Source organism: Chitinophaga rhizosphaerae (genome assembly GCF_003958645.1).
GTDB lineage: Bacteria > Bacteroidota > Bacteroidia > Chitinophagales > Chitinophagaceae > Chitinophaga > Chitinophaga rhizosphaerae.
In genome coordinates this window covers 31248-53704 of sequence record NZ_RXLO01000005.1, presented here as the reverse complement: position 1 = coordinate 53704, position 22457 = coordinate 31248, and the positions used below count along the sequence as shown (strand labels likewise).

The 22457-nt window shown below is 55.9% G+C and carries 24 protein-coding genes; 3 read left to right on the top strand and 21 right to left on the bottom strand.

Translation table 11 applies throughout. The features are described 5' to 3' along the window. Window positions 1-5 precede the first annotated feature (5 nt). Window positions 6-491 (bottom strand): hypothetical protein, encoded by a 486-nt coding sequence (locus EJ361_RS13220; RefSeq protein WP_126246111.1) that lies wholly within the window; start codon window positions 489-491, stop codon window positions 6-8. Window positions 492-538: 47 nt separating this feature from the next. After that, a complete protein-coding gene (locus tag EJ361_RS13215; RefSeq protein WP_126246110.1) occupies window positions 539-1642 on the bottom strand; it encodes an aminotransferase class I/II-fold pyridoxal phosphate-dependent enzyme in 1104 nt (367 codons plus the stop codon). A 54-nt stretch (window positions 1643-1696) separates the two neighbouring features. On the opposite strand from EJ361_RS13215, the gene miaE reads away from it, so the two are divergent. Continuing rightward, window positions 1697-2296 carry a tRNA-(ms[2]io[6]A)-hydroxylase gene (miaE, locus tag EJ361_RS13210; protein ID WP_126246109.1) on the top strand — a complete coding sequence of 200 codons (600 nt, stop codon included), beginning with the start codon at window positions 1697-1699 and terminating at the stop codon, window positions 2294-2296. 52 nt (window positions 2297-2348) lie between these two features. On the opposite strand, the gene EJ361_RS13205 is transcribed toward miaE, so the two are convergent. Next, window positions 2349-2672: a hypothetical protein gene (locus tag EJ361_RS13205; protein ID WP_126246108.1), complete on the bottom strand. Its 324-nt coding sequence runs from the start codon at window positions 2670-2672 to the stop codon at window positions 2349-2351. Between the two features lie 217 nt (window positions 2673-2889). Continuing rightward, window positions 2890-5079 carry a patatin-like phospholipase family protein gene (locus EJ361_RS13200; RefSeq protein WP_164714218.1) on the bottom strand — a complete coding sequence of 730 codons (2190 nt, stop codon included), beginning with the start codon at window positions 5077-5079 and terminating at the stop codon, window positions 2890-2892. A gap of 145 nt (window positions 5080-5224) precedes the next feature. Between EJ361_RS13200 and EJ361_RS13195 the strand changes: the two genes are divergently transcribed. After that, window positions 5225-6721 carry an MFS transporter gene (locus EJ361_RS13195; protein WP_126246106.1) on the top strand — a complete coding sequence of 499 codons (1497 nt, stop codon included), beginning with the start codon at window positions 5225-5227 and terminating at the stop codon, window positions 6719-6721. Window positions 6722-6949: 228 nt separating this feature from the next. On the opposite strand, the gene EJ361_RS13190 is transcribed toward EJ361_RS13195, so the two are convergent. The 10 genes from EJ361_RS13190 to EJ361_RS13145 form a co-directional block, all read right to left on the bottom strand. Beyond that, window positions 6950-7924, bottom strand: coding sequence for a GSCFA domain-containing protein (locus EJ361_RS13190; protein WP_126246105.1), 975 nt, complete (start codon window positions 7922-7924; stop codon window positions 6950-6952). Window positions 7925-7949: 25 nt separating this feature from the next. After that, window positions 7950-8795 carry a hydroxymethylglutaryl-CoA lyase gene (locus EJ361_RS13185; RefSeq protein WP_126246104.1) on the bottom strand — a complete coding sequence of 282 codons (846 nt, stop codon included), beginning with the start codon at window positions 8793-8795 and terminating at the stop codon, window positions 7950-7952. A 32-nt stretch (window positions 8796-8827) separates the two neighbouring features. Beyond that, entirely contained in the window at window positions 8828-9601 is a 774-nt protein-coding gene (gene rlmB, locus EJ361_RS13180) for a 23S rRNA (guanosine(2251)-2'-O)-methyltransferase RlmB (protein WP_126246103.1), read from the bottom strand. Between the two features lie 19 nt (window positions 9602-9620). After that, on the bottom strand, window positions 9621-10178 hold the full coding sequence (locus tag EJ361_RS13175) for an NUDIX domain-containing protein (RefSeq protein ID WP_126246102.1): 558 nt from the start codon (window positions 10176-10178) through the stop codon (window positions 9621-9623). A gap of 86 nt (window positions 10179-10264) precedes the next feature. Continuing rightward, window positions 10265-10705: a GNAT family N-acetyltransferase gene (locus tag EJ361_RS13170; protein ID WP_126246101.1), complete on the bottom strand. Its 441-nt coding sequence runs from the start codon at window positions 10703-10705 to the stop codon at window positions 10265-10267. Beyond that, window positions 10692-11627: a GNAT family N-acetyltransferase gene (locus EJ361_RS25620; protein WP_164714217.1), complete on the bottom strand. Its 936-nt coding sequence runs from the start codon at window positions 11625-11627 to the stop codon at window positions 10692-10694. Before EJ361_RS25620 ends, EJ361_RS13170 begins: the two co-directional genes overlap by 14 nt. After that, complete coding sequence (locus EJ361_RS13160) at window positions 11611-12525, bottom strand: EamA family transporter (protein ID WP_164714216.1); 915 nt, start codon at window positions 12523-12525, stop codon at window positions 11611-11613. Before EJ361_RS13160 ends, EJ361_RS25620 begins: the two co-directional genes overlap by 17 nt. An 82-nt stretch (window positions 12526-12607) precedes the next feature. Beyond that, window positions 12608-14035 (bottom strand): pyridoxal phosphate-dependent decarboxylase family protein, encoded by a 1428-nt coding sequence (locus EJ361_RS13155; protein ID WP_126246099.1) that lies wholly within the window; start codon window positions 14033-14035, stop codon window positions 12608-12610. 184 nt (window positions 14036-14219) lie between these two features. Beyond that, the gene (locus EJ361_RS13150; RefSeq protein ID WP_126246098.1) at window positions 14220-14684 is read right to left on the bottom strand and encodes a methylated-DNA--[protein]-cysteine S-methyltransferase; all 465 of its coding nucleotides are present in this window, start codon (window positions 14682-14684) and stop codon (window positions 14220-14222) included. After that, entirely contained in the window at window positions 14681-15151 is a 471-nt protein-coding gene (locus EJ361_RS13145) for a DinB family protein (protein ID WP_126246097.1), read from the bottom strand. Before EJ361_RS13145 ends, EJ361_RS13150 begins: the two co-directional genes overlap by 4 nt. Before the next feature lie 90 nt (window positions 15152-15241). Here EJ361_RS13145 and EJ361_RS13140 point away from each other — a divergent pair, with 90 nt between their 5' ends. Continuing rightward, window positions 15242-16654 carry an aminotransferase-like domain-containing protein gene (locus EJ361_RS13140; RefSeq protein ID WP_164714215.1) on the top strand — a complete coding sequence of 471 codons (1413 nt, stop codon included), beginning with the start codon at window positions 15242-15244 and terminating at the stop codon, window positions 16652-16654. 101 nt (window positions 16655-16755) lie between these two features. On the opposite strand, the gene EJ361_RS13135 is transcribed toward EJ361_RS13140, so the two are convergent. The 7 genes from EJ361_RS13135 to EJ361_RS13105 all read right to left on the bottom strand — a co-directional run bounded on the left by EJ361_RS13135 (window position 16756) and on the right by EJ361_RS13105 (window position 22456). Further along, window positions 16756-17286: an ABC transporter permease gene (locus EJ361_RS13135; protein WP_126246095.1), complete on the bottom strand. Its 531-nt coding sequence runs from the start codon at window positions 17284-17286 to the stop codon at window positions 16756-16758. Next, window positions 17264-17458 carry a hypothetical protein gene (locus EJ361_RS13130; RefSeq protein ID WP_126246094.1) on the bottom strand — a complete coding sequence of 65 codons (195 nt, stop codon included), beginning with the start codon at window positions 17456-17458 and terminating at the stop codon, window positions 17264-17266. The genes EJ361_RS13135 and EJ361_RS13130 overlap by 23 nt, the downstream gene beginning before the upstream one ends. Before the next feature lie 228 nt (window positions 17459-17686). Next, complete coding sequence (locus tag EJ361_RS13125; RefSeq protein WP_126246093.1) at window positions 17687-18802, bottom strand: ABC transporter permease; 1116 nt, start codon at window positions 18800-18802, stop codon at window positions 17687-17689. Further along, entirely contained in the window at window positions 18802-19908 is a 1107-nt protein-coding gene (locus tag EJ361_RS13120; RefSeq protein ID WP_126246092.1) for an ABC transporter permease, read from the bottom strand. The genes EJ361_RS13125 and EJ361_RS13120 overlap by 1 nt, the downstream gene beginning before the upstream one ends. Before the next feature lie 3 nt (window positions 19909-19911). After that, window positions 19912-20643 carry an ABC transporter ATP-binding protein gene (locus EJ361_RS13115; protein ID WP_126246091.1) on the bottom strand — a complete coding sequence of 244 codons (732 nt, stop codon included), beginning with the start codon at window positions 20641-20643 and terminating at the stop codon, window positions 19912-19914. Continuing rightward, on the bottom strand, window positions 20640-21554 hold the full coding sequence (locus EJ361_RS13110) for an ABC transporter ATP-binding protein (RefSeq protein WP_126246090.1): 915 nt from the start codon (window positions 21552-21554) through the stop codon (window positions 20640-20642). The genes EJ361_RS13115 and EJ361_RS13110 overlap by 4 nt, the downstream gene beginning before the upstream one ends. A 5-nt stretch (window positions 21555-21559) precedes the next feature. Continuing rightward, window positions 21560-22456, bottom strand: a complete 897-nt coding sequence (locus EJ361_RS13105) for an HlyD family secretion protein (RefSeq protein WP_126246089.1) — start codon at window positions 22454-22456, stop codon at window positions 21560-21562. Window position 22457 lies beyond the last annotated feature (1 nt).

Here is a 22457-nt window from a genome sequence, read left to right as displayed (position 1 = left end):
AGTGATTACATGGTAGCCGGTTCGGCGAGGAAGATGTCGATTACTTTATTCCCAATGTCTTCATACATGCCGAAGACCTGTTTCAGCGCTGCGTACAATTCCTTGTAGTTGGTAAATACGGGCGCAGGAATGGCGGGGCCGTTGTACCCCATTTGTGACGGCACCCCGGAAAACCGGCCACCGACGCGGGTGTCATGATCCAGGTCAAACACCACATCCACCTCTATCTTTCCTTCTTTCAGCGACAGGCTCAGGCCGGAGCCGAGGCCTTTGATGGACCGGGTATCGTCCACACCTTCTACCGTATAGAGGAAATTTGCAGGATCATAGACGGTTTTGCGGAACCCAAATTCCATGATCATATCCTGGGCTTCGGTAACGCTGTGGTCGGTAAAGGGAGGCATGGTTTGAAACTGCTCAGCGAAAGCGTGGTACCAGGATACAAATTCGACCTCTTCTAATACTTTTTTCCAGACGGGATGCATCTCCATAAAATAGTTTTAGAAGGTTAGGAAATCTACAGTTAATATACGCCTTTTCAGGAATATGACAAGACAGTGGCCGCCAGGTTTTCCACTTCCTCCGTGGTATTAAAGCTATGCAACACAACCCGCAGGCGTTCCTGCCCTTTCGGGACGGTCGGGTGCAGAATGGCCCGCACGTCCATGCCCTTGCCCTGCAAATGCTGCGCCAATCCGCGCGCATGCTCGTTCCCCGGGGCCATCACCACCTGGATGGGCGTTTCGCTATAACCGCCCAGCCTGGATTTGAACAGCCGTATCAGCCCCTGCAGGTGCTTCCGTTCTTCGTGCAGGTCGGGAAAAACGTCGTACGCAGCCAGGATAACGGCCACGGCCTGCGGCGGCAAAGCAGTGGTGTAGATAAAAGCGCGGCAGAAATTGATGAGATAATCGCGAAGAACGGCCGATCCCAGCACAACAGCGCCATGACAGCCCACTGCCTTGCCGAAGGTATGGACCCGGGCGAAACAGCGCGCCTGCAGCCCCATTTCCTGTACCAAACCCGCTCCTTTTTCCCCGACCACGCCCGTGGCATGGGCTTCGTCTACCACCAGCAGCGCATGATGGCGGTCGCACAGGTCGGCGATCTCGCCCAGGGGCGCGGTGTCGCCATCCATGCTGTATACGGATTCTACTGCCACGAAAATGCGGCCGTCGGCATTGGCGAGCTTCTTTTCGAGGTCGTCGAGATCGTTATGAAGAAAAGAATACCCCTGCGCGGGCGATAGCCGGATGCCGTCGCGGATACTGGCGTGGGCGAGCTGGTCGTAAATGATGACGTCGCCTTTCTGGGGAACGCTGGCAAAAAAGCCCAGGTTGGCGTCGTACCCGGAATTGAAGATCAGTCCGGCGGGTGCATCATGAAAAGTTGCGATCACTTTTTCGGCTTCTTCCACCAGTTCGTAGTTCCCTGCGAGCAACCGGCTTCCACCGCTGCCGTGTACCTGGGGCAGTTGCCGGCTGATCTGGAGCGCGGCTTCCTGGATGCGCTCGCTGCGCGCGAGGCCAAGGTAATCGTTGGAACAGAAATCCACGAGCTGGCCGCTGGTCCGCAGTTGGCGGAAAGCGTGCTGTTCGCGGCGTTTATCAAGGGCTATGCGGAGAAAGTCTTCGTGTTGCATACTTCAAAACTAATTATCTTATCTGTAACTTCGCTGTCCAATTAACAACAGCGTATGAGCAGTAAAGTTTCGATCCTCGGCCTGAAATTACCTACAGACCCGCGATGGGTAGACCTGGCGGCCATTTCACTCGAAGAAATCCTTACGGACCATGCTTTTTGCGAGCAAAAGGCGGCCACTTCTGCCATTTCGCTCATACAGCGGTACCCCGACCGGGCGCGGCTTGTAGACGAACTGGCGCCGATCGTGACGGAGGAATGGGGGCACTTTCGCCAGGTGCTCGCCGAAATGAAGAAGCGTGGTTTTGCGTTGGGAAAGCAACGGAAAGATTTATACGTGAATGAACTGATGAATTTCCAGCAGAAAGGCGGCGCACCGGATGTGGTGCTGCTCGACCGGCTGTTGCAATTCGCATTGATCGAGGCGCGGAGCGCGGAGCGGTTCCGCCTGCTGAGCGAGGGGCTCGAAGATGCTTACCTGCGTGAGTTTTACCGCAAGTTCATGATCTCCGAAGCAGGGCATTACCGCCTGTTCATCGATCTGGCGAACGAATATATTCCCGAAGAGAAAGTCCGCCGCCGATGGACGGAATGGCTGGCCTTTGAGGCGGATATGATCGCCAAGCTCCCGGTGCGCGGGGATCGGATGCATTAGTTATGCTTTTGATCTCGGGTGGAAAATACACCTGCACCTGATATTTGCCTGGCTATTTATTGTAATAAAGTTGCCTTCGCGCTTCATACCTGTTTACTTCTTCCACCGTTTTCCCTACCAGCAATCCCAACTTCTCCGCCCAATTACGCGGGTATTTCTTTTTGAAATAGGGCGAAATGGTGTCATACGTACCAGGATTTTCAAAATCTTCTTCTTTAAAACTCACATCCAAATTCGCCAATTTGGGATACATTTTCCGCCACTTGTTATACATGTACAAATAGTGCATGACGACGGAAAAACAGGCACGTTCCACATCGGCCGCATCCAATCCATGCGCTGTTGCATGCCGGTAATGTTGGTAATGCAAGCTCATGTTTTTTCAACTTGCAGCGCATTTAATTCAAGTAAAAAAACCACATTTCTTTCAAATAATTATTCAACTTCTATCTCACACTTCCATTCTATTCCCCATGTCAAAATCAACTAATCATTGAATATATCGTGCAAAAACGCATTATCGACATCATTCAGTAAAACTGCTTTGCCGTCGTGATCATTTTTTTATGCTGCAGCAACTTTTCATCTGCCCATTAAAAATGGAACCCCAAATTCACATAAGCCTTCAGAATCTGCGCCTGGTCGCTGTACATGAGGGTCGCTTCCATGGGCCCCAGCTTGGTGCTGTAAGCCAGCGTAAGGCCATAGCCGGTTACATACCGGTACTTGGATTCCACGTTGCCGATGAAGTCGTATACTGCGCTGGATACCCGCGGGATTGCGAACACATTGCGAAGGGCTTCGTATTGCCAGCCCAGTTGCAGTGCCCCTACGCTTGCGGTGCTGATCTCCCCGTCGTACAGTCCCACAAACGGAATCTGGCCCCGGCTGAAATCGGTGACGCCGCCGATCCGGAAATCGTTGATGAGGAGCTGGTTATAATTGAAGTTGAAACCAGCGTAGGCGCCCATCATCAGTGAGGATTTCCGACCGAAAGGAATGTAATAGTTCGACTTGAAAGTAAGCCGGGTATAGTTGTTAAATGTAAACCCAATACTGTCGAGCGGCAAATTATGCCCATTCAGGCTCACGAACATATCCGGGTTCTGGCTATGCACGGCGCCCGCTTCAAAATTGATGGTGGCGCCCCGGGTCGGGTATTGCTGGCGATCCAGGGTGTTCAGGCCGAAAAAGATGTACGAATTCAGTTGATTGGTATTGCCGTCGATCTGAACAACTGGCGACAGCTTGGGCTTCACCCGCATATATTCCCACCGAGACCCGATCCCGACAGCCATCACCCTGTTCAGCATGAATTGAAGGGAGCCGCTTACATTGGCATACTTGGTGCGGTATTCCAGTTCTTTGCGGAAATCCACGTAATATCCCAGCGGGTTGTTTTCATAATACGCTCCCAGCCCGAAACCCACGTTGCGCTTGCGGCCGAGGTATTTGAAAAACTCCGCGCGCAGGCGCGGGTTTTCGCTGATGGCTGCCGATACCAGGGCGCGGCTGTTCGGCACGACGAAATTACGCTGTGTGATGTTCACGATAGCACTTACACTGGTGTAGGTATTGTAATGCAGGGCGAATTTGACGTAGGTGAGCGGGTTTTCTTCTACCTGTATGTCCAGCTCGCTACGGCCATACCCCAACGGACGAAGATTATAAGTGATCTGCTTGTAGAACCGCGTTCCATATACGTTCAGGATCGCTTCGCGGATCATGTCCGGCGAATAGCAGCCGCCTGCTTCGAGGCCCAGCCTTCCCCGGAAGAACTTTTCGTCGGAATGTACGAGCCCGTTCACGGAGATCGCCGTGATCTCGATGTCGGGCACCACGGGCAGACGGATTTTCGGCGGCGCCGCCAGGAACTGGATTCCGTTCAGGGAATCGGCCATCCGCTTGAAAACGGGGTACAATTCCCTGCCCTTCCGCTTGCCGATCTCGATAATGGAGTCTACACTCCCGAAACCCGCGGCGGAATAGCCTTTAAGGTCGGGCTCGATGTATACGTCCGCCAGTTTCCGCGCCTCCACGAAATCGGCGGCGTCTTTATAAAATCCCAGCTGGTAAAGGATATCGATGGGAGTATTCAGCTCGTCGGCCGTTCGCAGCCCCCCGCTTACATTGCTCCCGATGATGATATCGGCCCCCATTTCGCGGGCGGTCACCGTCGGGAAATTGCGGACGACACCACCGTCAACCAGTTTCCGTCCGTCTATTTTCACGGCTGTGAACACGGATGGGATGGCCATGCTCGCGCGGATGGAAGTAACGATCTCACCTTTGTCGAGCGTCACGATGTCGCCGGTAGCAACATCGGTAGCGATGCATTTGAAGGGGATATTGAACTTCGTGAAATCCTTCACATCGCGGACCGGCCAGCACATTTTCGCCAGTTCCAGCCACAGCTGTTCGCCGGAAATCACACCCGAATTGAGTTTGGGTTTCCCGTACTCGAACGGGATCTCGATCATATACCGGTTATATTCGTTCCTTTCTTCGTAGCTGATATCGGACATAACGGGCTGGTTGGAGAAAAGCCCGCTCCAGTCGAGCCGCCGGGCCATCACCTCGATGGAATCGCCCGAATAACCGATGGCGTAAAGGGAACCGACGATACTGCCCATGCTCGTTCCGGTGAGGTAATCCACGCGGAGCCCGGCACTGTCGATCGCCTGGAGGATCCCGATGTGCGCCAGTCCTTTGGCGCCGCCGCCGCTCAGGGTGAGACCGACCTTGGGCCGCTGGGCCGAAAGTTCAATAGGGTATAGTCCCACAATTATCAGTAAAAAAACGAGCGTCCGCAGCATGAGGTATTTCCGAGGTAGTTTCTTAAAGTTAACGGTAAAAACAATGCAAACCTCCCGAAGGTTGGAAACATTCAGCTTATTTTTTATCTTTTCCGGATAACAATTTCACTTTATGAATGTATCCAACCCGAAGCAGAATATCTGGCAGGTAATATTCGCTTCCTCCGCGGGAACCCTTATCGAATGGTACGACTTTTACATTTTCGGTAGCCTATCCCTCATCCTGGCAGAAAAATTCTTCCCGGACACCAATCCTACCCTTGCCTATATCGCCACCCTCGCCACTTTCGCCATCGGCTTCGTGGTGCGGCCTTTCGGCGCCATCGTATTCGGCCGGCTGGGCGATATGGTAGGCCGTAAATACACCTTCCTCCTTACGCTTCTCATTATGGGCGGCAGCACCTTCGCCATCGGCCTGATCCCCAGTTATGCCACCATCGGCGTTTTCGCCCCTGTCCTGGTCCTCATCCTCCGGCTGGCCCAGGGCCTGGCACTGGGCGGTGAATACGGCGGCGCGGCCACCTATGTGGCGGAACATTCCCCCATTAACCGGCGCGGATATTTTACCAGCTTCATCCAGACCACGGCCACCCTCGGGCTTTTCGTTTCCCTGGGCGTAATCCTCGCCACAAGGCTCCTCATGACCCCGGAATCGTTCAACGACTGGGGCTGGCGCATACCCTTCTGGCTGAGCATCTTCCTGGTGCTCATGAGCTATTATATCCGTATCCGGCTACACGAATCCCCCCTGTTCTCCAAGCTGAAAGCCGAGGGCAAAACTTCCACCAACCCGCTGAAAGAAAGCTTCGGCAAGAAGGAAAACCTGAAACTCGTGCTCCTCGCCCTCTTCGGCGCCACTATGGGCCAGGGTGTTGTATGGTATACCGGACAGTTCTATGCCCTCTCCTTCCTGCAAAACACCATGAAGATCGAGTTCATACAGTCCAACATCATCATCGCCACGGCGCTCCTTTTCGGCACGCCCCTGTTCATCCTTTTCGGACACCTGTCAGACAAGATCGGTCGAAAGAAGATCATGATGGTGGGCATGCTGATCGCCGCCATCAGTTATTTCCCCATCTATCATGCCATGGATACCACTGTAGACCTGTCCCGCAAACAGGAGATCGTGGAACGTTACCGCATCGAAAGCACCCTCGCGCCGCATGACGGCAACCTCGTCGAAACCACCCGCAAAACCCGCGAGTTTACCGATGGCACCCTCGTCACCGAAATCACCAGCCCCGACAAAAAAGCCGCGGTAAAAGAAGTGAAACTCGGCCAGGGACAAACCATCTGGATCATTTTCCTCGTATTCGTTCAGGTCGTGTTCGTAACCATGGTTTATGGCCCCATCGCCGCTTTCCTGGTGGAGCTCTTCCCCACGCGCATCCGCTACACGTCCATGTCGCTGCCGTATCACATCGGCAATGGCGTATTCGGCGGCATGCTCCCGGCCATCGCAACCCTGTTGGTACAGAAATACAATAACCATTTGGCAGGGCTCATTTACCCGGTTGCCATCGCGGTGATCTGTATGGTGATCGGCATGGTATTTATCAAGGAAAGGAAAACCGCGGACGGTTTTGAGGAAGAAGCGGAAGTGTAGAAAACGGTAATTTCAATAAGATACTACAACAGTCTGCAGGATAGCGATCCTGCAGACTGTTCTCATTGAGGGACGCAACCTTATGATGAAGTTAGAAGGCCCAATTTTCACGGCCAAAATATACATATCAGTTTCAGAAGCGAATATCTCCGAAATACGGAGAATTACGGTGATAAACGACGAAGCCGCCCTTAAAAGGCGGCTTCGTCAAACTATTTTGTACGATTATTACTGCTCGAAAAATGTAATCAGATCATTGAATTGTAAAGACGGATGTTGCTCCTGCAACGCACGCGCCTTCTTCGCCATCGCCTGCATAAACTGTTTGTGGGCAGGACTTTCAGGATTGAAAGGTTTGTGACCTTTAGCCCGCAGCAACTCCGCCACCTGCCGCGCCGTTTCCTGCGACGAAGGCTGCACGCACGCCTTCAAAAAATGCGCCCACACATACTGCAACGCCTGCTCGTTCGGATGCACCATATCTTCCCTGAAGAACCGGTAATCCCGCAGATCATCGAGCACCAGTTCATATGCCGGGAAATAAAACAACCGGTCGAATTTGTTCACCAGATGATGTACCGCCTGCAACAACACCGCCTTGCTCAGATTATTCTCCACCACCCCGTCGCGCACATAACGCACAGGGCTCACCGTAAACAGGATATTCACCTTGCGGTTCACGAAAAACAGCCGGTGCATCATGTTGTCCAGCGCTGAAATGATCTCTTCCAGCGGCACCAGTTTTTTCGTAAACGACGCATCGGGCACTTTATGGCAATTCCCCACCAGGCGGCCATCTTCCTTAAGGTACCAGGCATGCGCCGTACCCAGCGTGATCACCAGCCAGTCTGCCTCCTTCAAACGCGCCGCGGCAGCCGCCTGCGAATCGTTGATCCGCTGCAACACCGCGTTGCGGTCGGTACCGGAGAAACGGGAATGATGGTCCCAGCTATGCCAGATATCTTCATGTAAAAACAGTTCGTCGGCCGTATAGCGCTTATCGTCCAGGTAAGCGGTCATGCTCCGGGCAATGCTCAGCGGGTTAAAAAGTATGCCGTTAGGATTCAGCAGTACATCAAACCGGTGCTGCTCCAGCCGCGAACCGATCTCTTCTGCGAAACAGGAACCCGACAGCAGCACTTTGTCGGAATGTTGTATGGAAGGCCCCAGCGGCTCCACCGGGAAAGTGAGGCGAAAATTCATGCTGCAAAAATATCAAAAAATCGGGCTAATGGCCGAATACCCCGTCTGCCGCCACCATCGCTTCCGCAAACGCCTTTGCATTCAGCCCGGCAGCGATCCCGCGGGACGCACAAAAACCCAGCAGGTTCTCCGTAGCAATGTTCCCCACCAGATCGTCCTGCGCCATGGGGCATCCGCCAATACCGCGGATGGCACTGTCGAACCGCCGGCACCCGTTATCCCAGGCCGCCGCGATCTTCTCCTCCCAGGCCTGCGGCGTGGAATGGAAATGCGCCCCGAACTCCACCTCCGGATAAGCCGGCACCAGCTTCGAGAACAGCGCCGCGATGCCTTCCGGCCGCGCCACGCCTACCGTATCGGCCAGGGAAATAATGGGGATATGCATGGCGGCGAAACGGTCTGCCCATTCCAGCGCCACATCAGGACTGTAAGGATCGCCATACGGATTACCGAAGCCCATCGAAATATAGATCACCAGCTGCTTCCCGTTCTTGATGCAGAGCTCCTGGATGGTTTGCACCTGTTCCAGCGATTCGGGAATGGTTTTGTTCGCATTGCGCAGCTGAAAGGTTTCAGAGATGGAAAAAGGGAACCCCAGGTAATGGATCCGCTCATGCCCCACCGCATCTTCCGCCCCGCGGACGTTCGCCACGATCGCCAGCAGCTTCGTGGCCGAATCGTCCAGCCCCGCCAGCACCTCCGCCGTATCCGCCATTTGGGGAATGGCTTTGGGAGACACGAAGCTGCCGAAGTCGAGGGTATCGAAACCGACGCGCAGCAAGGCGTTGAGGTAGACGGTCTTTTCCTGGGCGGGGATCTGGCGCGGCCAGCCCTGCATGGCGTCTCGCGGGCATTCGATGATTTTCAGCATACGCTAAAATAACGAATTCCCCCGTTCCGGCATCAGGCTTCCAACCGCTGTTTCATGGCTTCGTAGAGGATGATCCCCGCGGCGACGGACACGTTAAACGATTCGAAATTATGCTGCATGGGGATGTGGAACTGCTCGTCGGCCGCCTTCAACAGCGCCGGGTACACGCCCTTGTCTTCGGAACCCATGATCACCGCCACCGGCTCGCGCCAGGGCAGGTCCTGCAGCCGCTGTTTCGACTCCATTTCGCTGGCCACCACTTTGATGCCGTTGAGGTGCAGCTCGTCGATGGCCTTCAGCAGGCTGTTCACCCGGCAGATGGAGATCCGCTCGAGCGCGCCGGCGGAAGATTTGAGGGCTTCCTCGTTCAGCGCGGCGATGCCCCGGTCGGGGATGATGATGGCCTGCGCCCCGCAGCAGACGGCGCTCCGGGCGATGGCGCCGATATTGCGGACGTCGGTGATGCCGTCGAGGATGAGGAAAAGGGGCGTTTCGCCCTTTTCGACCGTGTGGGAGATCACATCCTGCAGGTCGAGATAGGCGACGGAAGCCGCCAGGGCCACTACGCCCTGGTGGTTGGCCTGGGTGAGGCTATTGAGTTTTTCCACCGGCACGTAGTTGATGGGGATACGCAGTTCGGTGGCCTGGTTGCGGATTTGCGGTATGATATCGCCGGAGGCGGTTTTGAGCATATAGATGCGCTCGATGGCCTTTCCGTTCTTCATGGCCTCCAGCAGGGGCTGGCGGCCGATGATGAGGGAAGACTGTTTGGGCTTGGGAGCCTGTGGTTTGAAACGGTGGTTCATCGGCGCAAAGATACGGGATTCAAAGCTCCCCTTCCAGCATCATGAGCCTTATCTTTTGGATCGCGGCCACGGAAAGGGAATCCGTGATCCCGAAATCCTTCACCATCTGGTACGCTTCCGCGAAGGGAATACGGCGAACGGCCAGTTGCTCCGTTTCCTCCGGCTCCGCCTCTCCCATCTCCAGCCCCTGCGCCAGGAACACGATCCCGGCCTCGTCGGTGACGGAATTGGAAAGGTGCATGCGGACGATCGGGCGCCAATGTTTCGCCCTGAGCCCGGTTTCCTCCAGCAGCTCCCTTTGCGCCGAAACCAGGGGATCAACGCCGTGCGCACCGCCGCCTTCGGGGATTTCCCAACTCCAGGCCTCCAGCGGCACGCGGTACTGCCCCACCATCCAGATATGCTGCTCCCCGTCCATCGCCACCACGCCAATGGCCACGTTCTTGAAATGCACGATCCCGTATATGCCCGGGTTGCCGGCCGGGTTCACGCCGCGGCGCTCCGTAACCCTGATCCAGGGGTTTTCGTAAGGAATACTGGCAGACTCGAAGCGCCAGGGGTTTTGATGCTGTTCCATCCGGCAAATAAACGCAATTCGCCCCGAAACGAAAAAAGCGGGCCGACGCCCGCTTCGTACATAGCTTCTTGTAACTGTATTGCTGTCTATATGGAGAGGTAGTAATAACCAAATTCTTCATCCAGCTTCCAGCCGGTGCTTTCATAAAGCGCACGGGCGGGCTTGTTGGAAAAATGCGTCTGCAGCATAAGGTACCGGCTGCCCGACTCCTGCCCCAGCTCCCGGGCTTTGGCGAGCAATGCCCGCGCCGCGCCCTTCTGACGGGCGTCCGGTTTCACGAACAGATCGTTCAGTATCCAGGCCCGCTTCATACCGATCGATGAAAAAACGGGGTATAATTGGGTAAACCCGAGCACTTCGCCACTGTCTTCGGCGAGGTAAATAACACTGTCGTTCCGCTCCAGGCGCTCGGAAAGGAACTCCCGGGCGCCGGGCACGTCGGGCGCCTGTTCGTAGTGCTGGCGATAGGCGTCGAATAGTTCGGCGAGGGCGTCCAGCCGGTCTGCCGTGGCATTAATAATTTGCATGTACGGGGAATATTTGATGGAGGTGATGTTGTAAGTGACGAAGATAATCGTTGGCCCAGAATTCGAGCGTAGCCGGCGGGTTCTGGCCGATCACGAGCACATTCCCCAACGCTTCGGCCGGAATAAGCGGCAGCAGGCGAACGATGTGGAGGTTGACGCTTTTCCAGATCTGCACCAGCTCGCGCCAGTCTTCCCGCATATATTGCCGCGCTTCCACCCAGAAATCGGGGTCGTATCCGGGCGATTCCAGCAAAGCGGTTTGCTGCGCGCGGATGAAACGCGGGTAATTGTTGAGGGCCGAATCGGTGAGATGGCCGAGGATTTCCTTTTTGCTCCATTTTTCGGGGGAAGGACGGGCAGACGCTTCCTCATCGGTAAACTGCAGCAGCCGGAGCTCCGTCCGCAGCACTTCTTCCTGCAACGCCCTCGACAGTGCCGCCAGCGGCGGTTCCCGGAGGGAAATTTCCATCTTGATGTCGCACCTTTCATATACCCCGTTCTCCACTTCCACTTCTTCGAACCCCAGTTTATGGTACATGGTGATGGCCGGTGTGAGCCGCCGGCTGGAGTACAATACCATCTTCGTGAAGCCCTTTTCCGCGGCTCTTTCGATGATGGCCTTGCCCAGCGCCCAGCCGAGCTTGCGGCCCTGGAAGCTTTCGTCCACCGCCATTTTGGTCATTTCCACCGTATCGTCCGACTTCAGCCGGTAAGCCACCGTGCCTACCACCTGGTTGCCGATGGATACGAAGATGATGTCGCCGCCCGGGGCGATGATATGTTCGTGCGGATGTTCCAGCACGGCGATATCTACCGGTTCGAGCCGGAAGAACTTGCTGATCCAGGCCTTGTTCAGCCTTTCGAAATGCGGCTGGTAATCCGGGTGCCAGCTCAGGATGCGGATATCATTTGCTGCGTTCATAACTTTTTTGCTTGTTGAATGCCTTGTTGACGAGGTATACGCCCAGGAGGGTCACCATGCACGACAAACCCATGAGCCAGTTGAGTTTTTCCTGGAGGATGAGCCAACCGAGGATCACGGCAACGATGGGATTGATGTATGCATAAATGGCTACCAGCGAAGGCGGTAAATTGTTCAGGGCGAAAACGTATGCGGAATAACTTAACAAAGATCCTATAAAAACGAGGTACAGCAAACTGCCCCATAATTCTCCCGTAAAGGACGAAAAATGCAGGTGCTGCCCCATGAACCCCGCGATAACGAGCATCACTACCCCGCTGAACAACATCTGGAACCCGGCGCCGTACAGGTAATTGACACCCAGCGCCCACTTGGCCGTGAGCACCGATCCCAGCGCCCAGAACACGCAGGCCAGGGTGATCAGCATCACCCCGAAACGGTATTCCCCGTTCATGAGCTGGGCCAGGTTATCATAAAAGATGCCCCCGATCCCCAGCAGCCCGATCAGCATACCGATCACCAGCTGTACGGTTATCTTCGTTTTCTGCACGAGGAAATAGCTGAAGATCGTGATCCAGATGGGAACGGTGGCCGCGATGATGGCGCCCAGCCCGCTGGGGATGTATTGCATGGCCCAGGTCATGAGCCCGTTGCTGCCGCAAAGCATGATGGTGCCGATCACGAACAGTTTGGACAGAACGGGGAACTGCGGCAGTTTGTACCCCTTCATAAGGAAAAACGCCACGAGGATGACACCGGCGCTCGTTTGCCGGAGGCCCGCCAGCATCATGCCGTGCATGTGCTGCACGCCGATCCGCGCTGCCAGGTAAGTGGTTCCCCAAAAGATACTTACGATGACGAGCGCCACGTAAGCGTTGGTATGGTTCCGCTGTTGCATATTCATCAGGTTAAATCGGGGAGGATGTTAGCAAGCGATGGGTAGAAACCCATCGCCAATAATACTAATATCAACCTCTAAATCAATTATTTTCAAGAATGGCCGACACGCCCTGGATGGCCGCTGCCACTGTTTCCATTTCCTGTACCGCCAGTTCGATGTCCTTATCCGTGGTGCGCCAGTTCACCAGCGCCGCCCGCATCGCCGGAAGGCCGGCGTATTGCGTGGGGGTGACGTACACCACACCCCGCTTGTTGAGCGCCTGTAAAAAGACACGGATATGTTCGGCCAGTTTTCTGTCTTCCTTATTGAACGTAAAGCAGGCCACGCACATCTTCACGGGTGCCAGCAGGCGGAAGTGCCCGCCTTTCTCCAGCATTTCCCCGAAATGATGGGCCTGTTTTACGTTTTGCTCCACGATGTCGCGGTAACCCTCCGCACCATAAGCGCGGAGCGAGAACCAGGCAGGCAGAGCCCGCAGCCGGCGCGAGTTTTCGGGAGCGTAGTTGATGTAATTGAAGTTTTGCGCAGGGTCTCCCAGGTACGCCGCGCCCGCGTTCTGGAACACTTCCAGTTGCAGCATCGGGTGGCGGCTGAAAAGCATCGCGCAGTCGTAGGGCACGTTGAGCCATTTATGCGCATCGATGGTAATACTGTCTGCCTGCTCCCAGCCATTGAGAAAGTGCCGGAAACGGGGGCTCACCGCCGCAAATCCTCCGAAGGCCGCGTCTACGTGCAGCCAGAACGGATGTTTATGTTTGAGCGCCGCGATGGCGGCGATATCGTCGAAATCCACGGTGTTCACCGTACCGGCAGATGCCACGTAAATGAAAGGCGTGTCCGGGTTATAGGCGATCCATTGCTCCAGGGCCCGCACGTCCACCGCTTCGCGCCCCGGGAGGGTGGAAAGCGTCACCAGGCTGTTGCGGCCGAGGCCAAGCATCGACAAAGCCTTCACCACGCTGGAATGCGGCGTGGCGGCCAGTACTTTTATCTCGGGAAGCGCGCCTACGCCCTGCGCGGCCACGTTCACCCCATACTGCTCGCCCAGCCATTGCCGCGCGGCCGCCAACCCCGTAAAGTTGGACATGGTAGCGCCCGTCACGAAAACGCCTTCGTAAGCTTCCGGCAGCGAAAACAACTGGCGGAGCAACTGCAGCGTTTCCTTTTCCAGTGTAAAGGCGAGTGAAGATTTATCCGCCGCGTTCATATCCACCGCGCTGGCCAGCCAGTCGCCCGAAAGCGCCGCCGGCGACACGCCGCCCGTCACAAAGCCGAAATACCTGGGGCCCGCGCTGGCGGTGAGGTACGCGCCGAAGCGGTTGTCGAACAGCTCCAGCGCCCCCTGGCCGCCGATCCCCTTTTCAGGCAAACCGGGCACCGGGATGGCGGGCATTTCCATACTTACGGGCAGTTCGTTGATGCGGCCGAGGAAATCGCCGGCATAATTTGCGGTCTGTTGCAACAATTCATCAAATCGGGAAAGGTCCTCGCGGAAAATTGCATTCATATGGTGGCGTATTAACGTTGAAATGACGCCTCAAAATTCCAGCTATTCCCGCAGAAAAAACAGATTCAGTTTTTAGTTTTTTGACCAGATCAGATGACAGTATGAACCATAAAAGTCAATGACGAACGCCATTCGTCAACCGGCCTAACCAGAGTATGTAAGTGCTTACAGAGCAGAAAGGAGATCAGAAGAGCAGGCCACCCTTTTCGAGGTCGAGGAGGAACTGTTTGCGCCAGATGCCGCCGGCATAGCCGGTGAGCGCACCACCGGAGCCGATGACGCGGTGGCAGGGCACGATGATGGCGATGTTATTCCGGCCATTGGCGGTACCGGCCGCACGGATGCTTTTCACGTTGCCGAGGCGCTTGGCGAGGGCGAGATAGGTAATGGTTTCGCCGAAGGGAATGGTCAGCAGGTTTTGCCAGACGAGCTGCTGGAACGGGGAGCCTTCCTGCCGGAGCGGGAGGTCGAACGCGCGGAGGTCTTTCCGGAAATACGCGCCCAGCTGGGCGGCGCATTCGCGGAGCAGGGGCGTGCTTTCTCCCGGGGTTTCTTCCTCCTTATCCACGAACGAAACCTTCGAAATATGCCCCTCCGTTTCCCCGATCACAATGCGCCCGAGCGGGGAATCCATGTACAACGCGCTCATTTCCCGAAATTAAGGATTTTGAAGATGGTGAACAGGTGATGCGATTCATGGAGGACGAACATCTCGATCAGCTGCGCCGCGGAAATGGTGCCATATGCCTGATGGCGGCCCTGCCGCCGGAAATCCCCGGCCTTCAGCCCCTCCACGAAACGGACGAACGCCTCCCGGTCGTGCCGGTATTGGGCCAGCAGCTCGCGGTTCGACAATTTCCTGTATTCCGCGAACAGCGCATCCTCCTGCCAGACATACGGCTCGAAAAGCGGCATTTCCTCGTCGGCCACGCGCTGCAGCCGCCGCTGGAATATGGGATGGAATACGGCCAGGTGGGCAATGTTGTCGATGGCCGACCATTTACCGGGGTGAACTTCCTGCCGGAGCACGTCGTCGGCCACACCGCCGGTCATTTCCCCGATCGAAAGATGCTGCGTGCGCAGGCGTAAATCCACACTAAAAGACAGGTGTTGCATGGCGAAACCGTTTTATCATGGAAAGATATGTTTTTTTAATTGGAACAGATTTCATTTTCGTACTTTTGACCATATCAGATTCGAAAGACAATGGAACATCTGTATCTCCAGGTGGCCGACCGCATCCAGGCCATGATCGAAAAGGAAGTGATCCGCATTGGCGACAAGCTGCCGTCTGTCCGCTCGCTGAGCAAGGAGCAGGGCATCAGTATGAGCACCGTCTTCCAGGCGTATTACCACCTGGAAAGCAAGGGTTTCATCGAACCGCGGCCCAAATCCGGCTATTACGTGCGGTTTTCGCCCCGTCGTTTGCCGGAGCTCCCCAGCGCCACGCGCCCCGTCAAACGGGCGACGGACGTCAACGTCAGCGAAATGATCACCGAAGTGTTTTCCCACCACGGGCCGGACCTGTTGCGGTTTTCCACCGCTTCGCCTTCCGAGCCGCTCCTCCCCTCCGCCAAACTCGCCAAAAGCATGATCGCGGCGCTGCGCGAGAACAACGGCGGCCTCATTTACGAGAACCTCCAGGGCAACCTGCCCCTCCGCCGCCAGATCGCGCGGATGAGCATCCAGTGGGGCGGCAGCATCACGGAACACGATGTGGTCACTACTACGGGCTGTATGGACGCCCTCACCCTCTGCCTGTCTGCCACCACCCAACCGGGCGACGTCATCGCCCTGGAAAGCCCCGCCTACAGCGGCACCTTCCAGCTCGCGGAAAGCCTCGGCCTCAAGGTGCTGGAGGTCCCCACCAACCCCATTTGCGGGCCGGACCTCGAGTATCTCGACAAAGCCATCCCCAAATTCAAGATCAAGGCCTGCGTTTTCGTGACCAACTTCTCCAACCCCATCGGCTCCTGCATGCCCGATAAAAACAAGCGGGAACTGGTGCGGCTCATGAACAAATACGACATCCCCCTCATCGAAGACGATATCTACGCCGATCTTTATTTCGGGAAACTCCGGCCCAGCAGTTGCAAGCAGTACGACCGCAACGGCAATGTGCTCCTGTGCAATTCCTTCAGCAAATCCCTCGCACCGGGGTACCGCGTGGGCTGGACCGTTCCCGGAAAATACAAGGAACGCGTGCTCCGCCTCAAACTGAACCATACCATTTCCAGCGCCACGCTGCCACAGGCCGCTATCGGGCATTTCCTGGAAAACGGCCGCTACGAGCACCACATGCGCAACCTCCGCAAAATGCTCCACACCCAATGCCTGCGCTACCAACAGGCCGTGGCCGACTATTTCCCGGAAGACACCTGCGTTACCCGTCCGCAAGGCGGTTACGTGCTATGGCTGGAGCTGAACGAGAATATCAATACCATCGAACTGTACGAACAGGCGTTGCGGCGCAAGATCTCCTTCGCACCGGGGCGCATTTTCACGCTGCAGGAGCGCTATACGAACTGCATGCGCATCAGCTACTCCAACCCCTGGAGCAAAACGGTGGACGATGGCCTAAAAACCCTCGGCAAACTGGCGCACCAGCTCATGAAATGAAAAAACCGGGACAGGAATGCCCCGGTATAAATACAAATGAACAATTGAAATAAGCCGTGCCCGCGAAATTGCGGATAGCGGGACGGTATAAGCTGAATGCTTTACTCCACTTTCAGATTGCGGACAGGGTTCGCCAGCGCCGCTTTGACGGATTGGAAACTCACCGTCAGCAAAGCGATCAAAACGGATGCGCAACCCGCCAGCGCGAACGACTGCCAGCCGATGGACACGCGGTAGGAAAAGTCCGTCAGCCAATACGATATCCCCCAGTACGCCAACGGTGCCGCCAACACGAAGGCGATGGCCACCAGCACCACAAAATCCCTGGACAGCAGTACCGTGATATTCAATACCGAGGCACCCAGCACTTTCCTGATCCCGATCTCCCGGACCCGCGTTTCCGCCATGTACGTGGCCAGCCCCAGCAATCCCAGGCAGGATATGAAAATCGTAAGCCCGGCAAACAGGGCCGATAAAGTCCCCAAACGCTGAACACTGTCGAATTTCCGGGCGTATTCCTCGTCTACGAATGTATAATCGAACGGAAAATCGGGGTTGTACCTGCGGAAAATGACTTCCGCCTTCGCGAGATTGTCAGCCACATCGTTTTTATCGTTCAGTTTGATCTGCATGACGTTCAGCCCAAGGAAACTGCTGTTGGCGCCGCAGATCAGGATCGGGTGCGCGGGTTCGTAAGGGTTCTTGAGATGCCATGCCGATGGCCAGGCCGGCGATGTTGATAAAGGAAAACCCTTTGTTGTTCAGCAAATGCCGGACGGCGATTTTCAGGAAGTTTCTAACCATACAGGAAGCGCTTTGAAATGTTGACGGTTCGGATGCCGGCCTGCGGCCAAAAAAATGCCAATAAACTATCTAATTGATTTACAACACAATATCAGCCACGCCAATCTGCAAGTTGCACTATTTCGATACAAGCCCTGTCCGATTCCGGACACTCCGGCCGGAAAATAAAAAAACCGGGGCAGGAATGCTCCGGTCTCCGTTACCTACAACTGTTACACTGTTAAAAATTTATACAGTTTTACGGTAATTCCAGATCGCCACCGCGTTCAGGCCCACGGCAAATACGACCATGATACCGAGGTCCATGCGAATATCCTCCCACCCGCTTCCCTTCAGCATGACCATCCGCATCACCTTCACGAAATACGCGACAGGATTGAACTGCGTGATACGCTGCGCCCATTCCGGCATGCTTTCGATGGGCGTAAAAAGCCCGCTCATAAGAATGCAGATGATGAGGAAGAACCAGGTCACGAACATCGACTGCTGCTGCGTTTCCGTGAAAGTGGAAATCAGCAGGCCCAGGCCCAGCATCACCACCAGGTAAACGGCCGCGAAGAGGAACACCCAGCCGATACTGCCCTCGAAAGGCAGGTTGAACACGAGCTTGCCCACCACCAGCCCGAATGCCAGCTCGAACAGCGCGATGATCCAGAACGGGAGCAGCTTCCCGATGATGAAATGATGCTTGCGGATAGGCGTTACGTTGAGCTGCTCGATCGTCCCGATTTCCTTTTCCTTCACGATGTTCATGCCCGATAAGAACGCGCCGATGAGCGTCACGAGCACCACCAGGATGCCCGGCACCATGAAGTGCTTGTAATTCAACCGGGGATTGAACCAGTATCGGAAACTCATGTCGAAATGCGAAGGCGCATCGTCTTCGTCGAGCGCCAGCCAGTCGAGCCGGATGCGGCGGTTGAAATCCCCGATGATGCTTTGCGCATAACCCGCCGCCAGTCCGGCTTTGCTGCCGTTGATGGCGTTCACGAGCAATTGCACTTTTGCTTCCCCGTCGCGCACGAGGTCGCGCTCGAAATGTGGCGGGATCGTAAGGATGAGGTCGGCCTTGTTGGTTTCCAGGTCTTCGAACGCGGCATTGTCGCCCGTTTGGGCGTAGAGTTGGAAATAGCCGGAGGAAAGGAGTTTCCCTTTGAGTTGCTGGCTCCAGTTGCCGCCATCGTGGTCTACGATATCGATAGAAAGGTTGCGGATTTCGTAATTGGCGGCAAAGGCGAGCACGAGCAGTTGCACTACCGGCACCACGAAGATGATGGGCAGCATCGATTTATTGCGGAAAATCTGCAAAAACTCCTTCTGCAATATGAAAAATATGGTACGCATCAGCTTAAACGGATATTGAATTTGCGAAGGCTCACCACGAGGAAAAACAGGGTCATTCCGCTCAAAACGCCCATCGGCAGGGCAATCTGGCGAAGCCCGCTACCTTTCAGCATTATGTCTTTCAGGATGATGATGAACCATTTCGCGGGAATGATATTGCTCAGCACGCGGAGCGGCAGCGGCATGCTTTCGATAGGAAATACGAAGCCGCTGAGCAGGATCGTGGGCAGCAACAGCCCCATCATCGACATCATCATGGCCGTTTGCTGCGAGTTCGTTACGCTGGAAATGAGGATCCCCAGCGAAAGGGCCGTAAGGCAAAACAACGCGCAGGCCAGCAGCAGCAAAGCCAGGCTCCCTTTCAGCGGCATCCCGAAAATGCCCGCGCCGAGCGCCAGGATGATGATGGCGATCACGAACGACAACAAAATATAAGGCACCACTTTCCCCGCGATGATCATCAATGGCCGCAACGGCGATACCAGCAGGATTTCCATCGTTCCCAGCTCTTTTTCCCGTGTGATGGTGATCGACGTCATCATCGCGCAAACCAGCATGAGGATAAGCGTCATCACGCCCGGTACGAACAGGAATACGCTTTTCAGGGTGGGATTATATACCATCCTGACCTCCGGCTGAATAGTGAGCGGCAGGTGCTTCATGCCCGTTTCCTCCTGCTGGTATTGCATGAGAATGGCATTGGCGTAGTTGATGAGCGTGGTAGCGGTATTGGGGTCAGACGCGTCGGTGAGCAATTGCACGGCAGCTTTCCGCTCACGGATGAAATTTCGCTGGAAACCGCCGGGGATCACGATCACCATCCTGACATCGCCCTTTTTGAAAGCCGGCATGATGTCTTTTTCACTGCGGAGGTTTTCGGCCAGGTCGAAGTACGTGGAGGCCGTGATCTTACGGACGAGCCCATGGCTCAGGACGTCTTGCGACTGGTCCAGCACCGCGATGCGCGCGTGGCGGATTTCGTTGGTGATGGCGAACCCGAACAGCACGATCAGCACTACCGGCATCCCGAACAGGATCATGAGCGTGCGCCGGTCGCGGAAAATATGGAAGCATTCTTTTTTGACGAATTCGAAAAACTGTTTCATGATTCAGGATTTGGCCCTTGCGAGTTGCAGGAAAACATCGTTCATCGTAGCGGCGCCGAACTGTTGCTTGAGCGCCGAAGGTGTGTCCAGCGCGCGGATCTTCCCGTCTACCATGATCGAAATGCGGTTGCAATATTCCGCTTCGTCCATATAGTGCGTGGTCACGAAAATGGTGACGCCCTTGTCGGCCGATTCGTAGATCAGGTCCCAGAACTGCCGCCGGGTGATGGGATCTACACCGCCCGTGGGTTCGTCGAGGAACACGATAGACGGGTCGTGGATGACGGCGATGGAGAACGACAGCTTCTGTTTCCAGCCCAGCGGCAGGGCGCTCACGAGCATGTTCGCTTCTTTTTCCATGTCCAGTTTCCCCAGCAGTGCACCTGTTTTTTCCCTGATCTGGCGGTGGCTCAGGCCGTATATCCCACCGTAGAAGCGGATGTTCTCCTTCACGGTGAGGTCTTCGTAAAGCGAGAATTTCTGGCTCATGTACCCGATCCGCTGTTTGATCTTCTCCGTTTGGGTGTAAATATCGAACCCCGCTACGCGGGCTTCTCCGCTGCTGGGTTTCAGGAGCCCGCAAAGCATGCGCATGGCGGTGGTTTTGCCGGCGCCGTTGGCGCCGAGGAACCCGAATATCTCGCCTTGCGCTACTTCGAACGTGATGGCGTTGGTGGCGATGAAATCGCCGAAACGCCTGGTGAGTGCGTGGGTGGTGATGGCGGGTTGCGTCATGATATTTCGGTTTGCGCCCGCATGAGGGCCATGAAAACATCTTCGATACCCGCATTCGCGGGCTGGTACGCCACACCGGTATGCCCTTCTGTAATAAGGTCCTGTTTCACCTTTTCCGGATCGGCGTTCATCACCACATGCAGGAACTCCCCGAATGCGAAGCACGACTCCACGCCCGGGTACGCCCGCAGGTCGCGGATGAGGCGCCAGGTATCGGAAGCGCGGAAAGCCCAGACTTTCGTCGAGAATTGCTCCACGATGGCCGTGGGCGTGTCTATCCGCATCAGCGCCCCGTTCTGGATAAGGGCTACCCGGTCGCACAGCGTGGCCTCGTCCATGTAAGGCGTGGAAACGAGGATGGGAATCCCGCGCTGGCGGAGCCTTTGCAGCATTTCCCAAAACTCCTTGCGGGAAACGGGGTCTACGCCGGTGGTGGGCTCGTCGAGGAAGAGGACAGACGGCCGGTGGACGAGCGCGCAACTCAATGCCAGCTTCTGTTTCATGCCACCGGATAGCTTTCCTGCCGGGCGGTCCTTAAACGGCGCGATCTGTTCGTAGATGTCGCGGATCATGTCGTAATTGGCGTTTACCGTCGTATTGAAAATAGTGGCGAAGAACCGGAGGTTCTCTTCCACCGTCAAATCCTGGTACAACGAAAAACGCCCCGGCATGTAGCCTACTTCGCGGCGGATGGCGCGGTAATCCTTCACCACGTCTTTCCCGTTTACGAACGCCTGCCCCTTATCCGCCAGCACCAGCGTGGCCAGGATGCGGAACAGCGTGCTTTTGCCGGCGCCGTCCGGGCCGATGAGGCCGAACAGCTCCCCCGGTCCCACGGTAAAACTGACGTCGCGCAGGGCGCTCACCTTGCCGTACGATTTGCTGATATGTTGAACAACGATGGGTTGCATGTCGCTTATTTGGTGATCCGCATTTCTCCCGGCATCCCGATCTTCAGGCTGCCGTCGTTTTGCACGCGCACTTTGAGCGCGTACACCTGCCGCACGCGCTCATCACGGGTTTGCACCGTTTTGGGCGTAAATTCCGCTTCCGGCGATATCCAGCTGATCTCGCCCTTGAGCTGCTTGATGGAACCATCCGGCTGATCGATGCCCACGTTCACGGATTGCCCGGTTTTCACTGCGGAAAGTTGCTCAGCGCTGATGTAGGCGCGAAGGTACATGGTGCGGAGGTCGGCGAGCTTGTAGAGCGGTTTGCCGTAGTTCACCACTTCCCCCGTTTCCACGTATTTCACCAGCACCGTACCGTTTACGGGATTGAGGACGCGCGTTTGCGCCAGCTGGTCTTTCATCTGCTCCACCTGGAACTCCAGGGGCCGGGTTTCCGTGCTGAGGCCGGTCACCTGTGTGTTGAGCGTGGAAGCGGTGGACGAATACTGCTTTTCGAGCAGGGCGATGGCGCCGTTGATATCGTCCAGTTGCTTGGGTGTGGCGGCGTTGGCTTTGAGGAGATTTTCGATGCGGGCTTTTTCCTTTTGCTGGGTGGCGATCTGTTGACGGATCACGGCCAGCTGCGGATTTACTTCCGGCACCCGGCTTTTCACCGCTTTGATATTGGCGCCCAGCTGGGCTTTGCGGAGATGGAGCTGCGTGGAGTCGATGCCGCCCACCACGGTATTTTCGGCCAGCACCTGCCCTTCTTCCACGTCGAACCGGAGGAGGCGGCCGGTCGCTTCCGCGGAAACGATCACTTCGGTGGATTCGAAATTGCCGTAAGCGTCTGCCCCGTTTTCTTTCGAAGAACAGGCGGCGAGGAAAGAGAAGCTCAAAACGGCTGCGATAGTTGTTTTCATG